The sequence below is a fragment of the Chromobacterium sp. IRSSSOUMB001 genome (genome assembly GCF_023507765.1).
Taxonomy (GTDB): domain Bacteria; phylum Pseudomonadota; class Gammaproteobacteria; order Burkholderiales; family Chromobacteriaceae; genus Chromobacterium; species Chromobacterium haemolyticum.
On record NZ_JALCYU010000012.1, the window covers coordinates 12,709 to 31,900 of the forward strand.

The 19,192-nt window shown below is 63.7% G+C and carries 16 protein-coding genes; 9 read left to right on the forward strand and 7 right to left on the reverse strand.

The window, feature by feature from the left end:
- Nucleotides 1-8: 8 nt before the first annotated feature.
- From sbcC to MOV80_RS16150, 3 genes are all read right to left on the reverse strand, one after another.
- Complete coding sequence (gene sbcC, locus MOV80_RS16140; protein WP_249605314.1) at nucleotides 9-3,434, reverse strand: exonuclease subunit SbcC; 3,426 nt, start codon at nucleotides 3,432-3,434, stop codon at nucleotides 9-11.
- Nucleotides 3,431-4,651: an exonuclease subunit SbcD gene (sbcD, locus tag MOV80_RS16145; RefSeq protein ID WP_118267509.1), complete on the reverse strand. Its 1,221-nt coding sequence runs from the start codon at nucleotides 4,649-4,651 to the stop codon at nucleotides 3,431-3,433. The genes sbcC and sbcD overlap by 4 nt, the downstream gene beginning before the upstream one ends.
- Before the next feature lie 73 nt (nucleotides 4,652-4,724).
- Nucleotides 4,725-5,198 (reverse strand): hypothetical protein, encoded by a 474-nt coding sequence (locus tag MOV80_RS16150; protein WP_141113088.1) that lies wholly within the window; start codon nucleotides 5,196-5,198, stop codon nucleotides 4,725-4,727.
- A gap of 189 nt (nucleotides 5,199-5,387) precedes the next feature.
- Here MOV80_RS16150 and MOV80_RS16155 point away from each other — a divergent pair, with 189 nt between their 5' ends.
- Nucleotides 5,388-6,533: an acyl-CoA dehydrogenase family protein gene (locus MOV80_RS16155; RefSeq protein ID WP_118267506.1), complete on the forward strand. Its 1,146-nt coding sequence runs from the start codon at nucleotides 5,388-5,390 to the stop codon at nucleotides 6,531-6,533.
- 489 nt (nucleotides 6,534-7,022) lie between these two features.
- On the opposite strand, the gene MOV80_RS16160 is transcribed toward MOV80_RS16155, so the two are convergent.
- Nucleotides 7,023-8,063 (reverse strand): histone deacetylase family protein, encoded by a 1,041-nt coding sequence (locus MOV80_RS16160; RefSeq protein WP_118267504.1) that lies wholly within the window; start codon nucleotides 8,061-8,063, stop codon nucleotides 7,023-7,025.
- 140 nt (nucleotides 8,064-8,203) lie between these two features.
- On the opposite strand from MOV80_RS16160, the gene MOV80_RS16165 reads away from it, so the two are divergent.
- The 8 genes from MOV80_RS16165 (at nucleotide 8,204) to MOV80_RS16200 (ending at nucleotide 16,855) form a co-directional block, all read left to right on the forward strand.
- Entirely contained in the window at nucleotides 8,204-8,677 is a 474-nt protein-coding gene (locus tag MOV80_RS16165; protein ID WP_039756537.1) for an Lrp/AsnC family transcriptional regulator, read from the forward strand.
- 15 nt (nucleotides 8,678-8,692) lie between these two features.
- On the forward strand, nucleotides 8,693-9,367 hold the full coding sequence (locus MOV80_RS16170) for a glutathione S-transferase (protein WP_118267501.1): 675 nt from the start codon (nucleotides 8,693-8,695) through the stop codon (nucleotides 9,365-9,367).
- A gap of 529 nt (nucleotides 9,368-9,896) precedes the next feature.
- Entirely contained in the window at nucleotides 9,897-10,268 is a 372-nt protein-coding gene (locus MOV80_RS16175) for a hypothetical protein (RefSeq protein ID WP_118267499.1), read from the forward strand.
- A gap of 307 nt (nucleotides 10,269-10,575) precedes the next feature.
- Complete coding sequence (locus MOV80_RS16180; protein WP_081544693.1) at nucleotides 10,576-10,941, forward strand: hypothetical protein; 366 nt, start codon at nucleotides 10,576-10,578, stop codon at nucleotides 10,939-10,941.
- Between the two features lie 257 nt (nucleotides 10,942-11,198).
- Nucleotides 11,199-11,558, forward strand: coding sequence for a hypothetical protein (locus MOV80_RS16185; RefSeq protein WP_118267497.1), 360 nt, complete (start codon nucleotides 11,199-11,201; stop codon nucleotides 11,556-11,558).
- Between the two features lie 256 nt (nucleotides 11,559-11,814).
- Nucleotides 11,815-14,571 carry a magnesium-translocating P-type ATPase gene (gene mgtA / locus MOV80_RS16190; protein WP_118267495.1) on the forward strand — a complete coding sequence of 919 codons (2,757 nt, stop codon included), beginning with the start codon at nucleotides 11,815-11,817 and terminating at the stop codon, nucleotides 14,569-14,571.
- Between the two features lie 121 nt (nucleotides 14,572-14,692).
- A complete protein-coding gene (locus tag MOV80_RS16195; RefSeq protein ID WP_019100428.1) occupies nucleotides 14,693-15,217 on the forward strand; it encodes a DUF2165 domain-containing protein in 525 nt (174 codons plus the stop codon).
- Nucleotides 15,218-15,250: 33 nt separating this feature from the next.
- Nucleotides 15,251-16,855: an EAL domain-containing protein gene (locus MOV80_RS16200; protein WP_118267493.1), complete on the forward strand. Its 1,605-nt coding sequence runs from the start codon at nucleotides 15,251-15,253 to the stop codon at nucleotides 16,853-16,855.
- Here the strand turns inward: MOV80_RS16200 and MOV80_RS16205 are convergent.
- The 3 genes from MOV80_RS16205 to serC all read right to left on the reverse strand — a co-directional run bounded on the left by MOV80_RS16205 (nucleotide 16,852) and on the right by serC (nucleotide 19,155).
- Nucleotides 16,852-17,196 (reverse strand): MliC family protein, encoded by a 345-nt coding sequence (locus tag MOV80_RS16205; RefSeq protein WP_043593644.1) that lies wholly within the window; start codon nucleotides 17,194-17,196, stop codon nucleotides 16,852-16,854. The genes MOV80_RS16200 and MOV80_RS16205 overlap by 4 nt on opposite strands.
- Before the next feature lie 84 nt (nucleotides 17,197-17,280).
- Nucleotides 17,281-17,937, reverse strand: coding sequence for an ankyrin repeat domain-containing protein (locus tag MOV80_RS16210; protein WP_118267490.1), 657 nt, complete (start codon nucleotides 17,935-17,937; stop codon nucleotides 17,281-17,283).
- Between the two features lie 129 nt (nucleotides 17,938-18,066).
- Complete coding sequence (gene serC / locus MOV80_RS16215) at nucleotides 18,067-19,155, reverse strand: 3-phosphoserine/phosphohydroxythreonine transaminase (protein WP_118268611.1); 1,089 nt, start codon at nucleotides 19,153-19,155, stop codon at nucleotides 18,067-18,069.
- Between the last annotated feature and the right edge of the window lie 37 nt (nucleotides 19,156-19,192).

Here is a 19,192-nt window from a genome sequence, read left to right on the forward strand (position 1 = left end):
ACGGGTTCTCAGCCGCTTACCGCCAGTACGGAGCAACCGGCGCCGCCCGCGCGGCTGACCCGGATCTGCACCGGGATGCGCTCCTTCAGCGCCTCCACATGGCTGATCACGCCTATGGTCTTGCCGCCGGCGTTGAGCGCGTCCAAGGCGTCCAGCGCCAGTTCCAGCGTTTCGCCGTCCAGGGTGCCGAAGCCTTCGTCCAGAAACAGGGAATCGATCGAGGTTTTGTGACTGGCCAGGTCGGATAGCGCCAGTGCCAGCGCCAGGCTGACCAGGAAACTTTCCCCGCCGGAGAGGGTACGGGTGTCCCGCGCCACGTCGGCCTGCCAGCTGTCTACAATTTCCAGCTCCAACTCGCCGTCTGCGCGGCGGCGCAGCCAATAGCGGCCGTGCAGCCGGCTCAAATGGTGGTTGGCCAGCGCCACCAAATGCTCCAGCGTCAGGCCTTGAGCGAAGCGGCGGTATTTGTCGCCGGCGGCGGAGCCGATCAAGCCGTTCAGCCGCTGCCAGACATCCGCCTCGTCGCGCAGGCCGTCGATGCGGGCAAACAACTCTCGCTGGCCTTCGCGGCGCACGGCGTCGTTGTTCAGCAAGGCGCGCAGGGCTCCGTCCTCACCGGCCAGGCGTTGCCGCTCGGCGTCCAGCGCCTCCATTCGCTGGCGCAGCTCCGGCTCTGGCTGGTCTGAAACGTTTTCCCGCTCCAGCGTTTCCAGCCGTTCCGCTGCCTGCTGCCGCAACGCCGCAGCGCGCAGCCGCTCCTGTCCCAGTTGTCGGCTCAATGCGCCCAAACGCTCGCGCTCCTCCTCCGGCAAGGCCGCCGCCAGGAAGGCGGCGGCGTCCGCAAACGGGCTGGCGTCCAAGGTCCTGCCCCAAGCCTGCTCCGCCTCCTCCGCGCGTTGCCGTTGGCGCACGGCGTCGCTTTCCATCCGCTCCAGCACACCCCGGTTCCGGGCCAAGCTCCGCGCCAGCTCCTCGCAATCCGCGACGGCGGCCAGCCAAGCGGCCTCGACGTCGGCATCGTCCGGCAAGGGCGCGCCGTCCGGCAGCTCCAGCTTCCGCCAACGCGCCTCCCAATCCGCAACGCGTTCGCCGGCCAACCGATGCGCGGCGGCCTGGGCCTTTGCGTCTGCCTCCCCTTGCCGGCGAGCCTGCTCCAAATCCTTCCAGGCTTGCCAGTCGGCGGCGCGCTGTTCCAGCCAGCCCGCCTCCCGTCCGGATTCCGGCGCAACAAACCCCGCGGCGGCGATGTCGGCGTCGCGCCCATCGGCCAGTTCCCGCAACTCGGCCTCGCGCTGCGCAAGCTCGCCCCGCAGCGTTTGCAGGCTTTGTTCCAGATTCTGCAGACCTTGTTGTTGCAACGCCCGCTGCTGGCTCAGCGCCTGGACGGCCTCGCTCTGACGCCGCGCGTCCCCGCGCGCCTGTTCCAGCGCCGTTTCCGCCTGTTCCGCGGCGCGCAGCGCGCTTTCCTGCCGCTGTTGCAGCCGCTCGGCATCCTGGCTGGCTTGTTCCAGCCTGGGCCCGCTCCAGTCCCCGTCCGTCAGCCCCCAGGGCGCGCCCTCGCTCAGCCATTGCTCAGCCAAACGCTCGCGGCGCGCTTGCTCCTGTTCCGTCGATTCATTCAACTGCCGCAGCCGCGCTTCGTCTCGCGCTAGTTGCGCCGCGGCCTGCTCGCCTTGTTCGCGCAGGGCTTCAAGCGCGGCCTCCTTGGCGTTCAAAGCCGCCTCGGCGGCGCCGATGTCCAAGGACTGATAAGCAGCCACCGCCGGGTGCTCGCTGGCGCCGCACAGCGGGCAGGGTTCGCCCGGCCGCAAAGCGGCCCGGTGCTGCTCCAGGCTGAGAATGCGCCGTTCCTGTTCCAGCAACCGCCGTTTGTCCGCCGCTTGCTCCTGCGCCTGTCGATAATCGGCGCGCAGCCGCTGCAAGTCCGCGTCATGGCGGGCATGTTCGGCTTCCAGCGCCGCCCTCTCCTCGCGCCGGCCGGCCAGCCGCGCTTCCAGCGGCTTCAGTTCGGCGGCCAACGTCGCCAGGCCGCGCAAAACCGTGGTTTGCCGCAGCGTGAGCTGCCATTGCTCGCGCCATTCGGCCAGGCTGCGGCCGTCCAGCGCCGCGCGCCCGTTCTCTTCCGCCCGCCGCAGCTGGTCGGCAGCCTCGAGGCCTCGCCGCTCCTGCGCCTCGACTTCCGCGCTCAAGGCCGCCAGGTCCCGCCGCTGACGCAGTGTTTGCGCGTCCAATTCCGCAATGCGCGCGGCGCAGCCGTCGCGCTGTTGGCGCAACCGTTCCTGTTGTTCGAAGCCGGCGCGCCAGCGTTCCAGCAGTTCGCCCAAACGAGCGTGATGCCCCAGACGCCGGGCGGCCGCCTCTTGCTCATCCGCCACGGCCTTGAGCGCGTCCAGACGCGCGCCTTCAGTCCGCTCCAACCGACGGGCCAGGCTCAAGGCTCGCCAGTGGCCGGCCTGCCAGCCCGTGTTCAACGCCGCTTGTTCTTGCCGCAGCGCCTGGCCCTCCGCCTCCAGACGCCGCAGTTCCGCCCGCGCCTGTTCCATTTCGCGCCACTGCGGCTGGATGCGCCGCGCCGGTTCGTCGCCACGCAAACGCGCCAGCTCCGGCTCCGCCTGCGCTTCTCGCTCGCAGGCTTCCCGCCATTCGCCGTCGGCTTTCGCGCTCTGACGCCGCGCCTGCTCAAGAGCTTCGCGCCACTGCCACTGCTTGCGCGCCAATTCCCAATCCGCCTGCGCCTGACGCGAGGCCGCGCCAAGCTCGGCCAGCCTCGCTTCCATTTCCTCACGCTGCTCCGGCGCCAACAGTTCCACCCCGTCGGCGCGCGCCTGCCATTGCTCCAGGGTTTGACGGGCATCGCGGGCGCGTTCAAACACCTGCTGCGAGATCACCCCGTAGATTTCGCTGCCGGTCAGTTCCTCCAGCAATTCGGCCCGCGCATTGGCGTCGGCATTGAGGAAGGCGGCAAAGCCGCCTTGCGCCAACAGCATGGATTTGGTGAAGCGCTCGTAATCCAGCCCGGTGATGGCTTCGATGCGCTTGAGCTTGTCCGCCACCTGGCTGCTGAGGATCTCGCCGTCGGCTTCCGCCAGCTCCACCTTGGGCGCTTGCAGCGCGCCGTCCGGCTTGTCGCGCGCGCGGCGCTGACTCCAGAAGGCGCGGTAACGCCGGCCTTTGACTTCGAACTCCACCTCCGCCAGGCAGTCCGCGGTGTGCCGGCTCATGATGTCGTTGCTGCCCTGGGTCACGGCGTCCAGCCGCGGCGTCTTGTGGTAAAGCGCCAGGCAGATGGCGTCCAGCAATGTGGATTTGCCGGCGCCTGTGGGGCCGGTGATGGCGAACAGCCCGCTGCCGGCGAAGGGTTCGGCGCTGAAGTCCAGCTTCCACTCTCCTTGCAGCGAATTGAGGTTTTTCAGGCGCAGGGTCAAGATTTTCATGCCTGTTCCTCCTGCAGCGAGGCCAGGATTTCGCGGTAGCGCAAGCGCAATTGCTCCTGTAACGGCGGCTCCAGCGTTTCCAGCGCCAGCCGGCGCTCGAACACGTCCAGCGGCGTCAGCTCTGCCAGGGTTTCGCCGGCGGTCGAGGCTAGCCCTGAGGCGGACTGCCCGCGCTCGCGCCGCACGCGCAACAGCTCCAGCGGCAGTTCCGCGCACATCGCCTGCGCGCGGGCGGCCAGATCGCTCAGGTAGTCGTCGGCGCTGACCACGACTTCCAGCCACACCGGCCGTTCGGCGGAGCCGGCTTCAGCCGCCTCGGCCAACAGCGCCGGCAGCTGGGCCAGGCTGCCGCGCACCGAGCGCAAGGGTTGGAAGCAAGGCACCTCCAGCGGCGTGACGCCGCACAAGCCCTGGGCGTCCAGCTCCACCAAGAGCACCTCCTTGCCCTGGCCGGCTTCGTCGAAACTCAGCGGGATGGGGGAGCCGCTGTAACGAATGTGTTCGTGGCCGCCCACTTTCTGCGGCCGGTGGATATGGCCGAGGGCGATGTAGTCGGCCGGCGGGAAGGCGTTGCTGGGGAAGGCCTCCAGCGCGCCAACGTAGATCTCGCGAACGGATTCGCTGGCGCTGGCGCCCACCGTGGTCAGATGGCCGCTGGCAATAATGGGTAGCGGCCGGCCCAGCCGCTCGCGCAGGCGGAGCGCCTGCTCGTACACCTGCTGGTAGCGTTCTCGGATGGCGTCCTGCAAGGATTGCTGCTTTTGCTCCGCGCTCTGGCCCGCCTGGCTGCGCAACACGTCGCGCGGGCGGATATAGGGCAGCGCGCACAGCAACGCGCCCGGTTCGCCGTCTCGGCGTTTGAGGATCAACACTTGTTCTGCAGGGTCTTCGCTCAGGGCCGGCACCACGCAAGCGGACAGATAGGACAGCAGCGCGCGGCTTTCCGCCAGCGTGGCCACGGAGTCGTGGTTGCCGCCCAACAGCACCAGTTGCACGCCGGCACGGTGAGCCTGGGCGATCAGGCCGTTGTACAGTTCGCGCGCGTAGCTGGGCGGCGCGCCGGTGTCGAAAATGTCTCCGGCCACCAGCACGGCGTCGGCCTGGTGGCTTTCCGCCTGCTCCAGCAGCCAATGAATGAAGGCCTGATGCTCCGCCAGGCGGGTTTTGCCGATGAAATGCTGGCCCAGGTGCCAGTCCGAGGTGTGGAGGATGCGCATGCCGGCCACTCAATGGAATCAATGCCCGGCAGTTTACCCGCTTGCCGGGCCTCGTCCAGCCCTGGGCCTCGGCTCAGTCGCCCCACTTGAGGCTGAGACCCAGCCCCTGGCAGTTTCTATCGTCCGGCGCGCAATTGCTGTTGCGGGTGTGCAGCTGCAACGCGCTGTCCGCGCACTGCGGCGCATAGGGGTCCTGGTCGCAGTGCTTTGCGCTGCCCATGGGCTGGGGCGGCGCGGAGGCGTAGGCGCGCTCGGCGCCCTTGGGCTGGCAATAGGCATAGCCGGGATGGCTTTGGCAGTCCACCGGCGTCTTGGGCTCTTGCTTGCTGCGCAGCGCTTGGTCCGCCAGCCTGCGGGTTTGTTCGGACGGCGGATAGCTGAAGCGCTTGCTGTCATACCCCTGGCTCCAGCCCGGCGGCGGCTTGGCCGCGGGGCTGGGCGCTTCGGTCGGAGCCGGTTTGAGATTCAGGTCCAGCGCCAGGCTGGGGCCTGCCAGGCCCAGCATGGCCAGCAGCAGACCAAGGGTAAGGGTGGGAGATGCTCTCATTGGAACCTTTCCCCGTTCCGCGATATTGATTTCCCGCGCCATAGGCGCGGCGGGAACGGTGTGAATAAAAACAGGGGACGGGCAAGCAGAATAGAGCCATGAAACGCCGCCAAGTTCCGCCCGAGCGCGCGATCCATACGCACAGACGCCATGCTGTAGGCATGGACAGCGACGGCCATCGCGCCCAGAATGCCGCTGATTCTTCAACTACCCTTGCCCAGCGCCATGCATCAAGCCGAATCCTTAGCCCTGCTTCGCCGCATTGATCAGCGCGTGCGTCAACAGTTGGCGCCGCAGGCGGCCGCCATCGACCAACAAGCGCTCTACCCCCAAGCCATGCTGCGCGGCCTGGGCGAGGACGGCGCCTACGCCGCCCTGTTGCCCGCCGAGCAAGGCGGCAGCGGCCTGGGCCTGGCCACGCTGATGGCCTCAATCTCCGAGGTGGGCGCGGCGTGCGGCAGCACCGCCTTCCTCGCCTGGTGTCAAAGCGCTTGCGTCTACTTGCTGCGCCATGCCGCGCCGCGGGAGGAGTTGAGCGCGACGCTGTCCGAGCTGGCCGCCGGCCGCCGGCTGGGCGGCCCCGGCCTGTCCAACGCCATCAAACACCTTGCCGGCCTGGAAGCTATGCGCTTGCGCGCCGAGCTCTGCCCCCAGGGTTATCGGATCAGCGGAGAACTGCCGTGGGTGTCCAACCTAGGCGCCGGCCATCTGTTCGTCGCGGCGGCAAGCTGCTCCGACGGCGGCAAACTGGTTTTCCTCGCAGACTGCGATGCCCCAGGGGTACGGTTGAACGCCGGCCCGCCAATCGCCGGCATGAGCGGCACTCGCACCTTGTGCGTGAAACTGGATCAGGTATTGGTTCCTTCGGAACGCGTACTGGCAGAACCGGCGGCCTTCGTCGGCTTCATCCGCCGCGTGCGCCCCGGCTTCGTACTGGCTCAAGCGGCGGTAGGCCTGGGCATCGTGCAGGGTTGTCTGGACGACATCCAGGCCGCCAACCTACGCGACGGCGAGCAAAACCGCTGGTTGGATCATTCTTATGAGGATTTGGCGGCGGAACTGGCCGCGCTGTGGCGCGAGGCAAAAACGCTGGCGCCGCTGGCGGAGGCGGGCCAGGCCGCTCCGCCGCGGGTGTTGCGGCTGCGCGCCGAGGTTAGCGAACTGTGCCTGCGCGCGGCGATGTCGGCCCAACTGCACGCTGGCGCCGCCGGCTACTTGCTGTCGAGCCCGGCGCAACGCCGTCTGCGCGAGGCCAGCTTCATCGCCATCGTGACGCCTACGCTGAAGCAGCTGCGCCGCGAGATTCACCACGCGGAACAGCCGCAGCCGGCTTAAAGCCTAATTTACAGTCTGCTGCGCATCGACGGCGCAGGCTTTGCTCGCAAGATGCTGGGCAGGTGCTTAGAACGTGTTTACGCTCTCGAGTGGTACATGAGCATTTCGAAACCGGTTTCAACGCCGTATCGCCGCAGCGCAGCAGATAGTAAACAGGTTCTTAGTGGCGCAGGTAAGCAAACAGCGCCACCAATGCGATACAAGCGATCAGCGCCGCATGCAGCAAAACTTCCTCTTGCCGGGCGCTGAGCCGCCATTTGGTCTGGCGCTTGTCGCCCGCCAAGGATATATGAGGCGAAAAATGCTGATAAAACGCGTTGGGACTTCGATCCGCGGAGTCGGAATGACCGCTTTTCATGAGAAATAACTCTGAAGTTGTCGGGTGTAAGCAATTTTACACCCGCCACTCTATGCTTTTTACATTTTTTTCACAAGCTCGGCTTGCCGACAGCCCGTCCAGCGCTTTATTCGCAGCCGGACTGACCCTGGTCAAACACCAACACCGCCCGCCAGGAAGCCCGTCAGCACATTCACCGCGTTGACGCCGATGTCGTCCACCATATAGCCCCCCTCCATCACAAACAAGGTCGGCAAACCCAGCTCGGCTATGCGCGCCCCCAAACGCAGGAAGTCCTCGCTCTCCAGACGGAACTGACTGATCGGATCATCCTTGAAGGTGTCCACGCCCAGCGAGACCACCAGCGCATCCGGCGCATAGGCGGCTATCCGACCGCAAGCATGGTTCAAGGCTTCGCTGTAGGCCGGCCAACCGGTGCCATGCGGCAGCGGGTAATTGTGATTGAAGCCCAGGCCGGAACCCGCCCCGGTTTCGTCGCGATGGCCGGAAAAATACGGATAGGAATATTTGGGATCGCCGTGCAGGGATAGGAACATTACGTCGTCGCGCTGGTAGAAAATGCTCTGCCCGCCGTTGCCGTGATGGTAATCCACATCCAGCAAAGCCACCTTGCCGGCGCCGCCGTCCAGGCAGGACTGCGCGGCGATCGCCGCATTGTTCAGATAGCAATAGCCGCCCATATACTCGGCCGCCGCGTGGTGGCCGGGCGGTCTGCACAAGGCGAAGGCGCTTCTCTCGCCTGCCAGTAAAGCATCCATTCCGGTCAAGGCCACGTCGGCACTGGCGCGCACCGCTTTCCAGGTTCCCGCAGTGATCGCCACCCCGGCGTCCATCGCGTAAAAACCCAATTTACCGTCGATAAACTCCGGCTCGATATCGCCGCGCAGATCGCGCACCGGCCAAATCAACGGCAGCGCGTCATGGCTGCGTCCGCTTGCTGTCCACTCATCCCAGGCCCGCTCCAAAAAACGAACGTAGCGCGGGCTGTGAACCCGGGCGTAGCGCGCGCTGTCGTATTCGCCCGGCGCGGCCACCGGGCCCAACCCAGTCGCCCTCACGCGCGCCAAGATAGTGTCCGCCCGCCCCGGTTGCTCAAAACAAGGCATCAACACCCCATCCTTCAACTCGCAACCGTGATGCAGATGGTGCGCGTCACTGTAAATTGTCAGCATCGTCAGCCCTCCTTTGCTTGCTTTTCGAATAAATAAGGGAAGACCCAGTATGCGCCGCGGCCACTGGAATAGTTTTGCTTTTACGCCGCCTTAGGCGCTAATCTGGAGCAAGAAATCAACGATATTGGCGACAATTAAGCATGAACAGACTCAGAAATTCACTAGATGAAACGGATCTAACTCTTCTAAGGCTATTGCAACAGGATGGCGCCATGTCCAATCCCAAGCTGGCCGAGCGGCTATCCCTCAGCGTAACTCCGTGCTGGCGCCGCCTGAAACGGCTGGAGGAAGCCGGCTACATCAAGGACTATCAGGCCAATCTGGACCGCCGCAAACTGGGCTACGACGTACTGGCCTTCGTCCGGCTCAGCTTCGGAGAACACGCCGATGACGCCCCCAACCGCTTTGAAGATCAGATGCGGGAGCGCCCGGAAGTGCTGTCCTGCCACAAAATCACCGGCGATGCCGACTACCTGCTGCAAGTCGTCTCGCCCAATCTGGACGCGTATAGCGACTTCATCGAAACCGTGTTGCGCCGCACGCCGGGCCTGCACTCCATCCATTCCAGCCTGGCGCTGCGCGAAGTCAAGGCCGGCAGCCGGCTCCCCATCTAAAGGCAGAACCCGCCCATGATTACTGTTCATCACTTGAATAACTCCCGCTCGCAACGCGTGCTCTGGCTGCTGGAGGAGCTGAATCTCCACTACCAAATTCAACACTACCAGCGCGATCCACACACCCTGCTTGCTCCGCCGGAGCTCAAGGAGATACATCCACTGGGCAAGTCGCCGGTGATCAGCGACGGCGAACTGACTTTGGCCGAGTCCGGCGCCATCGTCGAATATCTGGTGGACACCTACGGCTCCGGCCGACTCAAACCCGCCTCAGCCGCGCCGGAACACAGCGATTACCTGTTTTGGCTGCACCACGCCGAAGGTTCGCTGATGCCGCCGCTAGTGATGAGCCTGGTGTTCTCGCGCTTGGACCAGCCGCCGGTGCCTTGGCTGCTGCGACCGTTGGCGCGCAAACTGGCAGACGGCGTCCGCCACGCCTATTTGAAGCCTCAATTGGATGCGCTGTTGAATCATGCCGACCGCAGCCTGGCTCGCAGCGGCTGGTTTGCCGGCCCCGTTTTCAGCGCCGCCGACATCCAGATGAGTTTTCCGCTGGAGGCGGCGCGCGCGCGCGGCCTCCTCAATCAAGAGCATCCGCATGCGCTGGACTTCCTCCAACGCATCCACGCCCGCCCGGCTTACCAAATCGCGCTGGAAAAAGGCGGACCTTACGCTTACGGCGCCGATTGAAGGCGTGATATTAATTAACATCAAAGCCAGAGAATATCTCCAACATGGGCCAGCTTGCTCAAGACAATGCAGCCGGCGTTTTCATTTCCCTCCATGCTCACGGCTTATTTAGTGTTGCGGCGCACACAAAAATGTAAAAAAGTCTGATTAAGGATTGCCTATCCTCTCAAAGCCCCCTATAATCCGGGCATCTCAAATACTGCAAAGGTTCATCGTGGACAACGACGGAAGTAGTCGATCTTGTATCGCAACGCCGTCTTGCAGGATTTAGCAGAACCTTTTCTCTGCCACATCCTGCAATGACAGGGTGTGGTGTCTAAAAATTCGGCAACAACGCACATCAGCGGCGCGCCTATTGCGCAGTCCAGTGCGTGTAGGAACTCAGGCCAAACGGCCTCCTATTTCAGACATCCCCAGATTCGCGCCGCACGGGCGGTTTGCCGCCTCATTGCGCACGGATTCCCTTTGACGGCGCTTGCCTTCGGATCTTCGTCGCGTCCTCCTTGCATCGCCAACGGGAGGAATCATCATGCGCTTGATCACCAAACTGGCAGCCTTGCTGCGCCCAGGCAAAACCACTACCCCGGCCGCCGTTTACCAGTTGAACATTTTTTGCGTCCATGCGGACCTGACCATGCTGCGCGTGCAAGCCGCCAAACAGCTGCACGCCCGCGGCCTGGAGGTAGAACGCATCGCCCTGACCGCCGGCGACAACGACCTGGCCTGTTTGAGCGTGCTGTTCGCTTGTCCCGACGTGGCCAGCCGTTGTCTGAATCAGCTCGCCGCGCATTTTTGCCAGCTGCCGCAGGTGAACCGTGTTCACTGGGCGCGCCACGCACAGCGCCCGCGCGTGCCCAATCGCACCTTTTTGCTGGCCCAACGGGCCCACTTGGCGCACTGACCCGCCCTAATTCTTCTAAGTTCTTTCCGGGCGCGGACAAATCCGCGCGCATCCTTGAAACGCAAACGCTGCCAACCAGCAGGAGGTTCTGATGTTGATTGAAGACCCTGAACCGCGACCGCGCCGGCCTTTGGCGTATTGCTGATCTGAGCCTCTCCCTTATTGCGACAGCGGGACCGGCCAATTAGCCGCCGCCGACCATCGCAATCGACCATTGAATATATTTTCATTTCTGCGTCTATAAAACACAGAAAGGGAATAATGCTGTCTGTCGCATTTTCAAAATGAAAATGAGGGAGTGAGAAATATGCGCCATAACAAACTGGCTTGGTTATTTAATTATCTCGCGCGCACCCCAAGCAAACGCCAAGACGAAACTAGCTGCCATCTGAACGTGACTTGCGACATTCCGGTGATTACCGCGCTGCGCAAGCAATTATTCTGGGAAATGCACACCCTGGGCCTGGCGGCGACCCACGTCACCATCACGCCCGCCTCCGCCGCCGGACAAGCCTGCCTGAGCGTACGGCTGGATTGCCCGGTAGCCCTGCGCCGCGCCTTCAATGAAATGGCGTTGCGCCTGAGCAAAATGCCGGAAATCCATCGCGTGCGCTGGGGCCGCCGCAAGCCGGAGACGCGGGCGACGCCCCGTCGCTGGGCGGCCAGCGCCTGAACATTCGATCAATGCCCGCCGCGCTGTTGCGCGCTGTTCAACCCTCTTCGCCAAGAAAGGCCAGCCATGTCTGAAGAACCGGAACCCCGATCTTGCAGACCCGAGGCCGCCCGCACCGCCTGATCTCCCCCGCCTGACGGCGGCGAGATAGGCTCGCGCGCCTCGCCACCGTCAAACACAACCCTGTCATTAGCATGCCGTAAGGCAGGGGCCGGCACGTCCAGACGCGACGAAAGCCGGATCGCAAGGAGATCGCCATGAACGACATCATCCGCCACAACATCCGGCCGCAGCGTTATCAGCTGTCGGTCATCTGCCCCACGCAAGCGGTGAAGGCCGCCCGCCGGGAAATCCGTGCCGCCGCACAGGGGCACGGACTGAAAGTGTCCAGCTGGAACGAAACCCTGCTGGTTGGCGAGTGCCAGCCCTCCGGCGCGCCCGCCAACTGGATGCTGGCCACGGAGTTCCGCTCCCGCGGCGACGCCTCCATGCACTTTCTCGAGGCCATCATGCAAAGGCTAGGCAATCTGCCGCTGGCCCGGGTCCGGTTGGACATTTTGCCCGGTCAGGTCCGGCCAGAGTGGTCCGCCGGGGTCCGCCCTCTGGCTCAATCCTGATTCATCGTCCCGCGCCGGCCTCCGCTCATCCGCGGCGGCGCGGGATTTTCAAGCTCCCATTTCTCACAAGGAAACACCATGACTGACGACAGTTACCCGCGACCGCCCGCCCTGCATACACCGACAACAACGCAGGCGGGCGCAAAACTCGAACTCAGAACATCCGCAACACCCGCTGTGCTGCGCCCGCCAGACAAACGCTCCGCCTAAACGGGCCGGACGTACTGCGCGGGACTCGCGCGCAGGAGACTAAACAATGACGAAACACACTAGCAGCCGACACAAGCTGAAAGGCTATGTCGCCACCCCTAGCGCAAAACAGGAAAAACCGGTCATCCGAGCGGTACAGGAAGCCGACAGCTCCGTAGAAGAAACCCTGCAACGCGTACGCGGCCACCAGGACGGCCTGACCATGGCGGAAGCGCATCAGCGCTACGCCCAGTTCGGCCCCAACGAGGTGGCCCACGACAAGGCGCCGCACCCGCTGATCCAGCTGGCGCACGCTTTCAAGAACCCCTTTGTCGTCGTACTGATGGTGCTGGCCGCCATCAGCTATTTCACCGACATCTACTTCGCCGCCCCGGGCGATGAGGAATGGACCGGCATCACCATCCTGCTGACCATGGTGGGCATCAGCGGCCTGCTGCGCTTCTGGCAGGAGTTCCGCTCCGCCAAGGCAGCGGAAAAGCTCAAATCGCTGGTGCGCAACACCGCCACCGTGCAGCGCCGCCCGGCCAACGGCAGCAGCCCGATCCGCCAGGAAATCGCGATGAACGAGCTGGTGATCGGCGACATCGTCCACCTGCAGGCCGGCGACATGATCCCGGCCGACATCAAGCTGCTGGAGTCCCGCGACCTGTTCATCAGCCAGGCGGTGTTGACCGGCGAAGCGCTGCCGGTGGAGAAGTACGACACCCTGGGCGCGGTGGCCGAGAAATCCGCCAACGGCCAGGCCAACGGCGACACCGACCTGCTCGACCTGCCCAATATCTGCTTCATGGGCACCAATGTGGTCAGCGGCAAAGCGTCCGCCGTCGTGGTGGCCACCGGCACCGACACCTATTTCGGCTCGCTGGCACGCAGCGTGGTCAGCCACAAGCGCGTGGAAACCAGCTTCGACCGCGGCGTCAGCAGCGTGTCCTGGCTGCTGATCCGCTTCATGCTGGTGATGGTGCCGGTGGTGTTCATGATCAACGGCCTGACCAAGGGCGACTGGATGTCCGCCCTCACCTTTGCGCTGGCCGTGGCCGTGGGCCTGACCCCGGAAATGCTGCCCATGATCGTGTCCGCCAACCTGGCCAAGGGCGCGGTGGCGATGGCGCGGCGCAAGGTGGTGGTCAAGCGGCTGAACTCGGTGCAGAACTTCGGCGCGATGGACGTGCTGTGCACCGACAAGACCGGCACCCTGACCCAGGACAAGATCATCCTGGAACACCATTACAATATCCATGGGCTCAAAGACGAGGGCGTGCTGCAACTGGCCTGGCTGAACAGCTTTCACCAGAGCGGCATGAAGAACCTGATGGATATTGCCGTGGTGGAGCACGCCGACGAGCTGGGCAAGCGCGTCAAGCCCGACGGCTACAGCAAGGTGGACGAAATGCCGTTCGATTTCGTGCGCCGCCGGCTGTCGGTGATCGTGGAAAACCAGCGCGGCCGCCAGTTGATGATCTCCAAGGGCGCGGTGGAAGAAATGCTGGCCGTCTCCAGCCACGTGCAGGACGGCGATCAGATCAAGCCGCTGACCGAGGACGAGCGCGCCGCCCTGCTCAAGCGCAGCCAGGAATACAACGCCGAGGGCTACCGCGTGCTGCTGGTCGCCACCCGCGACATTCCGGCCGAAGAAGCCAAGCGCAACTACAAAACCAATGACGAGGCCCAATTGGTGGTGCGCGGCTTCCTGACCTTCCTCGATCCGCCGAAGGACTCCGCGGCTCCGGCCATCCGCGCGCTGAAGGAATACGGCGTGGCGGTCAAAGTTCTGACCGGCGACAACCCCATCATCACCGCCAAAGTGTGCCGCGACGTCGGCCTCAGCCCCGGCGTCCCCTTGATCGGCAAAGACATCGAGGCTATGGACGACGTGGCTCTGTGCAGCGCGGTCAAGCACACCACCATCTTCGCCAAGCTGACCCCGCTGCAAAAATCCCGCGTGGTCAAAGCCCTGCAGGCCAACGGCCACACCGTGGGCTTCCTGGGCGACGGCATCAACGATGCTCCGGCGCTGCGCGACGCCGACGTCGGCATCTCGGTGGACAGCGGCGCGGACATCGCCAAGGAAACCGCGGACATCATCCTGCTGGAAAAGAGCCTGATGGTGCTGGAAGAAGGCGTGATCAAGGGCCGGGAAACCTTCGGCAATATTCTCAAGTACCTGAACATGACCGCCAGCTCCAACTTCGGCAACGTATTCTCGGTACTGGTGGCCTCGGCCTGGCTGCCGTGGGAGCCGATGCTGGCGATGCATCTCTTGATTCAGAACCTGATCTACGACGTATCGCAGATGGTTCTACCCTGGGACAAAATGGATCCTGAGTTCCTGAAAAAACCGCGTAAGTGGGAAGCCAGCAACATCAAGCGCTTCATGCTGTGGCTGGGGCCCACCTCCTCTGTGTTCGACATCACCACCTACACTCTGATGTGGACGGTGTTCGGCGCCGGCGCGGCCTACTACGCCGGCCTGGCCCACGGCGTCAGCGACGGCGGCGCCAGCATCATGCACTCCGGCTGGTTCATCGAGGGCCTGGTGTCGCAAACCCTGGTGGTGCACATGTTGCGCACGCGCAAGATTCCCTTCCTGCAAAGCACCGCCTCGCTGCCGGTCCTGCTGTCCACCTCGGTGGCCATCGCCATAGGTTGCTACCTGCCGTTCTCGTCGCTGGCGGAGAGCATTGGCTTCATCAAGCTGGACACCAGCTACTTCTGGTGGTTGCTGGCAACCATGATGGGTTATATGACGCTGACCCAAATCGTTAAAACCATTTACATCAAACGCTACGGCCGCTGGTTCTAAGCAGCTCGATCCCGTAACTCCAGCCCCGCTCTCGCGGGGCTTTTTTACGCCGTCGCCGGTCATTCCCAGCGTCTCTCCGCACTGGCACAATCCCCCCACACCCCCACCATAAGGAAACTCCATGCGCCTACCTTCTCTGCGCCGTGCCCAGCAGTGCTTTAAATGCCTGCTCGCGCTTTCCATCGCCCTGTTCGGTCTGCTGGCCGCAAGCGGCAACATTCTGGACTACGACAGCAACTGGCAGTTCGTCCGCCACGTGCTGGCCATGGACAGCATGGAACCCTGGTTTAACGGCCAAGCACTGAAAGGCCGCGCCATCACTCACCCCGGCTGGCAGCAAGCCGCCTACCTGGCCATCATCGCCGGCGAACTGGCCTTCGGCTTGATCTGCGCCTGGGGCGGCGGCGCCATGCTGCGCGGCGCGCTCTGCGGACGCGAGGAAGCTTATCTGCGAGGCAAGACGCTGTTCACACTGGGCTGCATTCCGGCGCTGCTGGTCTGGTACACCGGTTTTGCGGTGATAGGCGGCGAATACTTCGCCATGTGGGCCAGCCAATGGAACGGCCAAATGAAGGCCTACGCCTTCATCGGCTTCATCCTGCTAAGCCTGGCCTACCTGTCGCAGCCGGAAGCCGCTGAGCGCTAGCCCTCCCGGCAGCGGCGGCGGCCCTCGTATATCATGAACCATGCCGACTCCCCCATACGCTCCATGATGTCCCGCCGCCTAACCCTGCCTGCCCGCATCAGCCGCTGGCTGTTGATCGGCGTCGCCGCGCTGCTGCCGCTGGCCATCATCACTCCCATTGTCTATTGGCAGGAAAGCAACCGACTGCGACAGCAAGCCACCCTGCAAACAGGCCAAGCGGAAAGCATGCTGGACTTGATGCTGGACTATGCGGCTCAGGCCGCCGACAGTGTGGCCCCGCTCACCAACCAGCCATGTCCGCAAATAGAACAGGCGCTGCGCAAACAAGTCACCGTGGTGCCCTTCATCCGCAGCGTCACGTTGGAACGCGGCGGCATTCTCTACTGCTCCTCGTTATTCGGCGTCTACCACAGACAGATCTCCTCGCCGGACAAACCCCGCCCGGAAACCGAGCTGCGCTTGAAGTCCGGCAACGTGCTGACCCCGGGCCGTCCGCTGATCATTTACCGCAAGCAATCGGGGCCGACGGCGATCTACATCGCCATTGACGGCGTGCATCTGCAGTTCAGCCTGGACATGGCCAGCGACTACAGCCCGGTTTACATGCGCGTGGGACCGCTCTGGATAGGGCCGGATCACGCGGTACACCCCAACCCCAGTCCGCCCTTCGACCTGCTTACGATAGAACGCGCCTCCTCCCGCCATCCCTATACCCTGATTAGCGGCTTCAACCGCCGCGACCTGTACCACCAGATGGCCAGCAGCTATGAACTGGTCTTCCTCAGCATGGCGGCGCTGGGCCTGGTGCTGGCCGCCGCGCTGCGCTGGCAACTAAGCCGGCCGGCGTCGCCCACCGTTGAACTGCAACGCGCGCTGGACAATGGGGAATTCGAGCCCTTTTTACAGCCCGTAGTGCGTTCCGACGGGCTGGGCTGGCAAGGCGCGGAAGTGCTGATGCGCTGGCGCCATCCGCGGGATGGACTGATCCGGCCGGACCTGTTCATTCCCCGCGCCGAGGACTGCGGCATGATCGTGCCGATGACGCGGCAGATGATGCGCCAGTTGGCGCGGACTCTGGGGCGAAGCCGATTGCCACCGCAGTTCCACCTTGGCATCAACATCACCGCCGCCCATCTACGGGATGATGCTTTGCTGGCAGACTGCCGACAGTTTCTCGCTCACTTCCCGCCGGGGGATCTGAATCTGGTGCTGGAACTAACCGAAAGAGAGATGGTAGAGCCCACTCCCGAAGCCTGCGAACGGCTGGCCCGACTGCGCGGACTAGGCGTGAAGATAGCGATAGACGATTTTGGCACCGGCCACTCCAGCCTGGTCTATCTGCAGCAACTACCGCTGGACGGCATCAAGATAGACAAGAGCTTCACCGCCAGCATCGGCGCGGACGCGCCGTCCAGCCACATTGTCGACAGCGTGGCCGAGCTTGCGCATAAATTGAAGCTGGAAATCGTGGCGGAAGGAGTGGAGACCGAAGCCCAGCGCGCTTACCTGACTCGTCTGGATGTGGGTTGGCTGCAAGGTTACCTGTTTGCGCGACCGATGCCGCTGCGCGAATTTCTGCTGCGCCCGGAACTGGACGCAGCGCGCTCGGCGGCATCCAGTTCCGGCCCGGCGCTTTAGCGCCGGCTTTCCTTGCAGTCGTCCAACAAGACCTTGTCGGTGATTTCGTCGCGCAGCGTGCCTTCCGGCCCCTTGGTCCACCAGCTGTATTGCTCGGCCGCGTATTTGGCGCCGGAACCGGACACCACATTGGCCAACAGCATGGTCTTGCCCTTGATCGGCAATACCGCGAAACTCTGCTCGTTTTTGACGTTGTAATACTTGACTGTCAGCTTGGCGCCGTCGGCGCAAACGTAGTTGACGACCTGGCGCTGACCAGCCTGGATCTCCGGCAAGGTCAGCGGTTTGGCCAGCGCGGCTGCGCTGCTCAGGGTCAGTACGGCGAACAAGATGGATTTCATGGTTCAACTCCTAGAATGACGAACTGCGGCTTGCTCTTGGCAAATGGGAATAGACCGAGCTCGTTCGGTTTTGTTCTGCGCAGTTCAGCGAGCGCCCGCCTCCGTCAGCAAGGCGGCAACGCCGGACAGCCCCCGGCGGCGGGCATGTTGCAAGGCGGTTACGCCGTCGCGATCCGCCAGATTCAGATCCGCCTTGGCCGCGATCAGTTGCCGGACGATGTCGCGATGCTGCGCGCTGTCCGCTCCCAAAATCGCCACTTCCAGCAAGCAGGTCCAACCCAGCCGGTTTACGTGATCAAGCTTGACCCCCGCGGCAATCAATTGCCGCGCAGCTTCCGCGTGGCCTCGTTCGCAAGCGGGGATCAACGCCGTGCCCTGATAACGGTTGGTGCTGGCCAAGTCCGCGCCGTGCCGCAGCGTCATGCTCAGGATTTCATTCCTGCCCTGGGCGCCGGCCAACAGATAGGAGCTGTCCTGCTGCTTATCCTTGGCGTTTACATCCGCGCCGGCCTCAATCAACAAACGCGCCACCTCCGGATGATTACCCCAAGTCGCCAGCAGCAGGGGCGTGCGCTGCCGGGAATCGCGGACATCCACCGGCGCGCCCGCGCGCAACAAGCGCCGCACTTCAGGTGCGTCTCCGCGACCGGCCGCCGCCAGCAAGGCTTGGCCGCTGCCGGCGCCTGCGGGGATGGAGACGGCCAAAACCGTCGATAACAGGATTTTAGCTTGCCAATGCATTGCCTTCTCCACGCTCCTTGCAAACGATTCAAATGGAAGCGCCACCGTAGCATGGCATGCCGCGCCAAGCCAGCCGGACAAAAACAAAGCCCGCCGACCGGCGGGCTATGACAGAACTGCAGCGAAAACTCAGCCGTGGATGCGGGCGAAGTCCTGCATGAAGTTGGCCAGCGATTTGACGCCCTCTATCGGCATCGCGTTGTAGATGGAGGCGCGGATGCCGCCCACCGCGCGATGTCCCTTCAGCTGGATCAAGCCGTTTTTGCGCGCTTCCAGCAGGAAGGTTTCTTCCAGCCCCTCATCCTTGAGCCGGAACACCACGTTCATCCGCGAACGGAACGGCGCGTCGATATGGGTGTGATAGAAGCCCTCGCTGGACTCGATCACATGATTGAGCAAGCCGGCCTTCTCCTCGTTGCGGGTGGCGATGGATTTGACGCCACCTTGCTCCTTCAACCATTTGAACACCAGGCCGGAGATGTAGATCGGAAACGTGGGCGGAGTGTTGTACATCGAGTCGGCGTCGGCGTGGACCTGGTAATTGAGCATGGTGGGCAGATCGGCGCGGGCCTTGCCCAGCAGATCCTCGCGCACAATCAGCACCACCAGGCCGGACGGGCCGATATTCTTTTGCGCGCCGGCGTAGATCAGACCAAACTGGCTGACGTCCACCTCCCTGGACAGGAAGTCCGAGGACATGTCGCAAACCAGCGGCACGTCCGGCAGGCTTTGCGGCACGAAGGGGAATTGCAAGCCGCCTATGGTCTCGTTGGAGGTGTAGTGCAGATAAGCCGCCTTGGGGTCGCGCTGCCAGCCGGCTTCGTCCGGCACGTAGGCGAAGTTGCGGTCCTCGCTGCTGGCCGCCACATTGACCTTGGCGTAGCGACGCGCTTCTTTGATCGCCAGCTTGGACCAGTGGCCGGTATTGACGATATCCACGCTGTCGCGCTCGCCCAGCAAGTTAAGCGGCACCTGTGCGAACTGCTGCGATGCGCCCCCCTGCAGGAACAGCACTTTGTAGTTGGCGGGAATGCCCATCAACCCACGCAGGTCGTGCTCGGCGTCATGGATGATTTCCATGAATTCCTTGCCGCGATGGCTCATTTCCATCACGCACATGCCGGAGCCGTGCCAATCCAGCATTTCGCTTTGCGCTTCGGCCAGCACCTGATGAGGCAGCACGGCGGGGCCGGCGGAGAAGTTGTACACTTTGGCCATGTTCATCCTCTATTTGCGTTGACAGCCCTTGGCGCCC

Coding starts and splice junctions, on each gene's coding strand:
- sbcC (WP_249605314.1), bottom strand. CDS start 3,434: ATGAAAATCTTGACCCTGCGCCTGAAAAACCTCAATTCGCTGCAAGGA.
- sbcD (WP_118267509.1), bottom strand. CDS start 4,651: ATGCGCATCCTCCACACCTCGGACTGGCACCTGGGCCAGCATTTCATC.
- MOV80_RS16150 (WP_141113088.1), bottom strand. CDS start 5,198: ATGAGAGCATCTCCCACCCTTACCCTTGGTCTGCTGCTGGCCATGCTG.
- MOV80_RS16155 (WP_118267506.1), top strand. CDS start 5,388: ATGCCGCTGATTCTTCAACTACCCTTGCCCAGCGCCATGCATCAAGCC.
- MOV80_RS16160 (WP_118267504.1), bottom strand. CDS start 8,063: ATGCTGACAATTTACAGTGACGCGCACCATCTGCATCACGGTTGCGAG.
- MOV80_RS16165 (WP_039756537.1), top strand. CDS start 8,204: ATGAACAGACTCAGAAATTCACTAGATGAAACGGATCTAACTCTTCTA.
- MOV80_RS16170 (WP_118267501.1), top strand. CDS start 8,693: ATGATTACTGTTCATCACTTGAATAACTCCCGCTCGCAACGCGTGCTC.
- MOV80_RS16175 (WP_118267499.1), top strand. CDS start 9,897: ATGCGCTTGATCACCAAACTGGCAGCCTTGCTGCGCCCAGGCAAAACC.
- MOV80_RS16180 (WP_081544693.1), top strand. CDS start 10,576: ATGCGCCATAACAAACTGGCTTGGTTATTTAATTATCTCGCGCGCACC.
- MOV80_RS16185 (WP_118267497.1), top strand. CDS start 11,199: ATGAACGACATCATCCGCCACAACATCCGGCCGCAGCGTTATCAGCTG.
- mgtA (WP_118267495.1), top strand. CDS start 11,815: ATGACGAAACACACTAGCAGCCGACACAAGCTGAAAGGCTATGTCGCC.
- MOV80_RS16195 (WP_019100428.1), top strand. CDS start 14,693: ATGCGCCTACCTTCTCTGCGCCGTGCCCAGCAGTGCTTTAAATGCCTG.
- MOV80_RS16200 (WP_118267493.1), top strand. CDS start 15,251: ATGAACCATGCCGACTCCCCCATACGCTCCATGATGTCCCGCCGCCTA.
- MOV80_RS16205 (WP_043593644.1), bottom strand. CDS start 17,196: ATGAAATCCATCTTGTTCGCCGTACTGACCCTGAGCAGCGCAGCCGCG.
- MOV80_RS16210 (WP_118267490.1), bottom strand. CDS start 17,937: ATGCATTGGCAAGCTAAAATCCTGTTATCGACGGTTTTGGCCGTCTCC.
- serC (WP_118268611.1), bottom strand. CDS start 19,155: ATGGCCAAAGTGTACAACTTCTCCGCCGGCCCCGCCGTGCTGCCTCAT.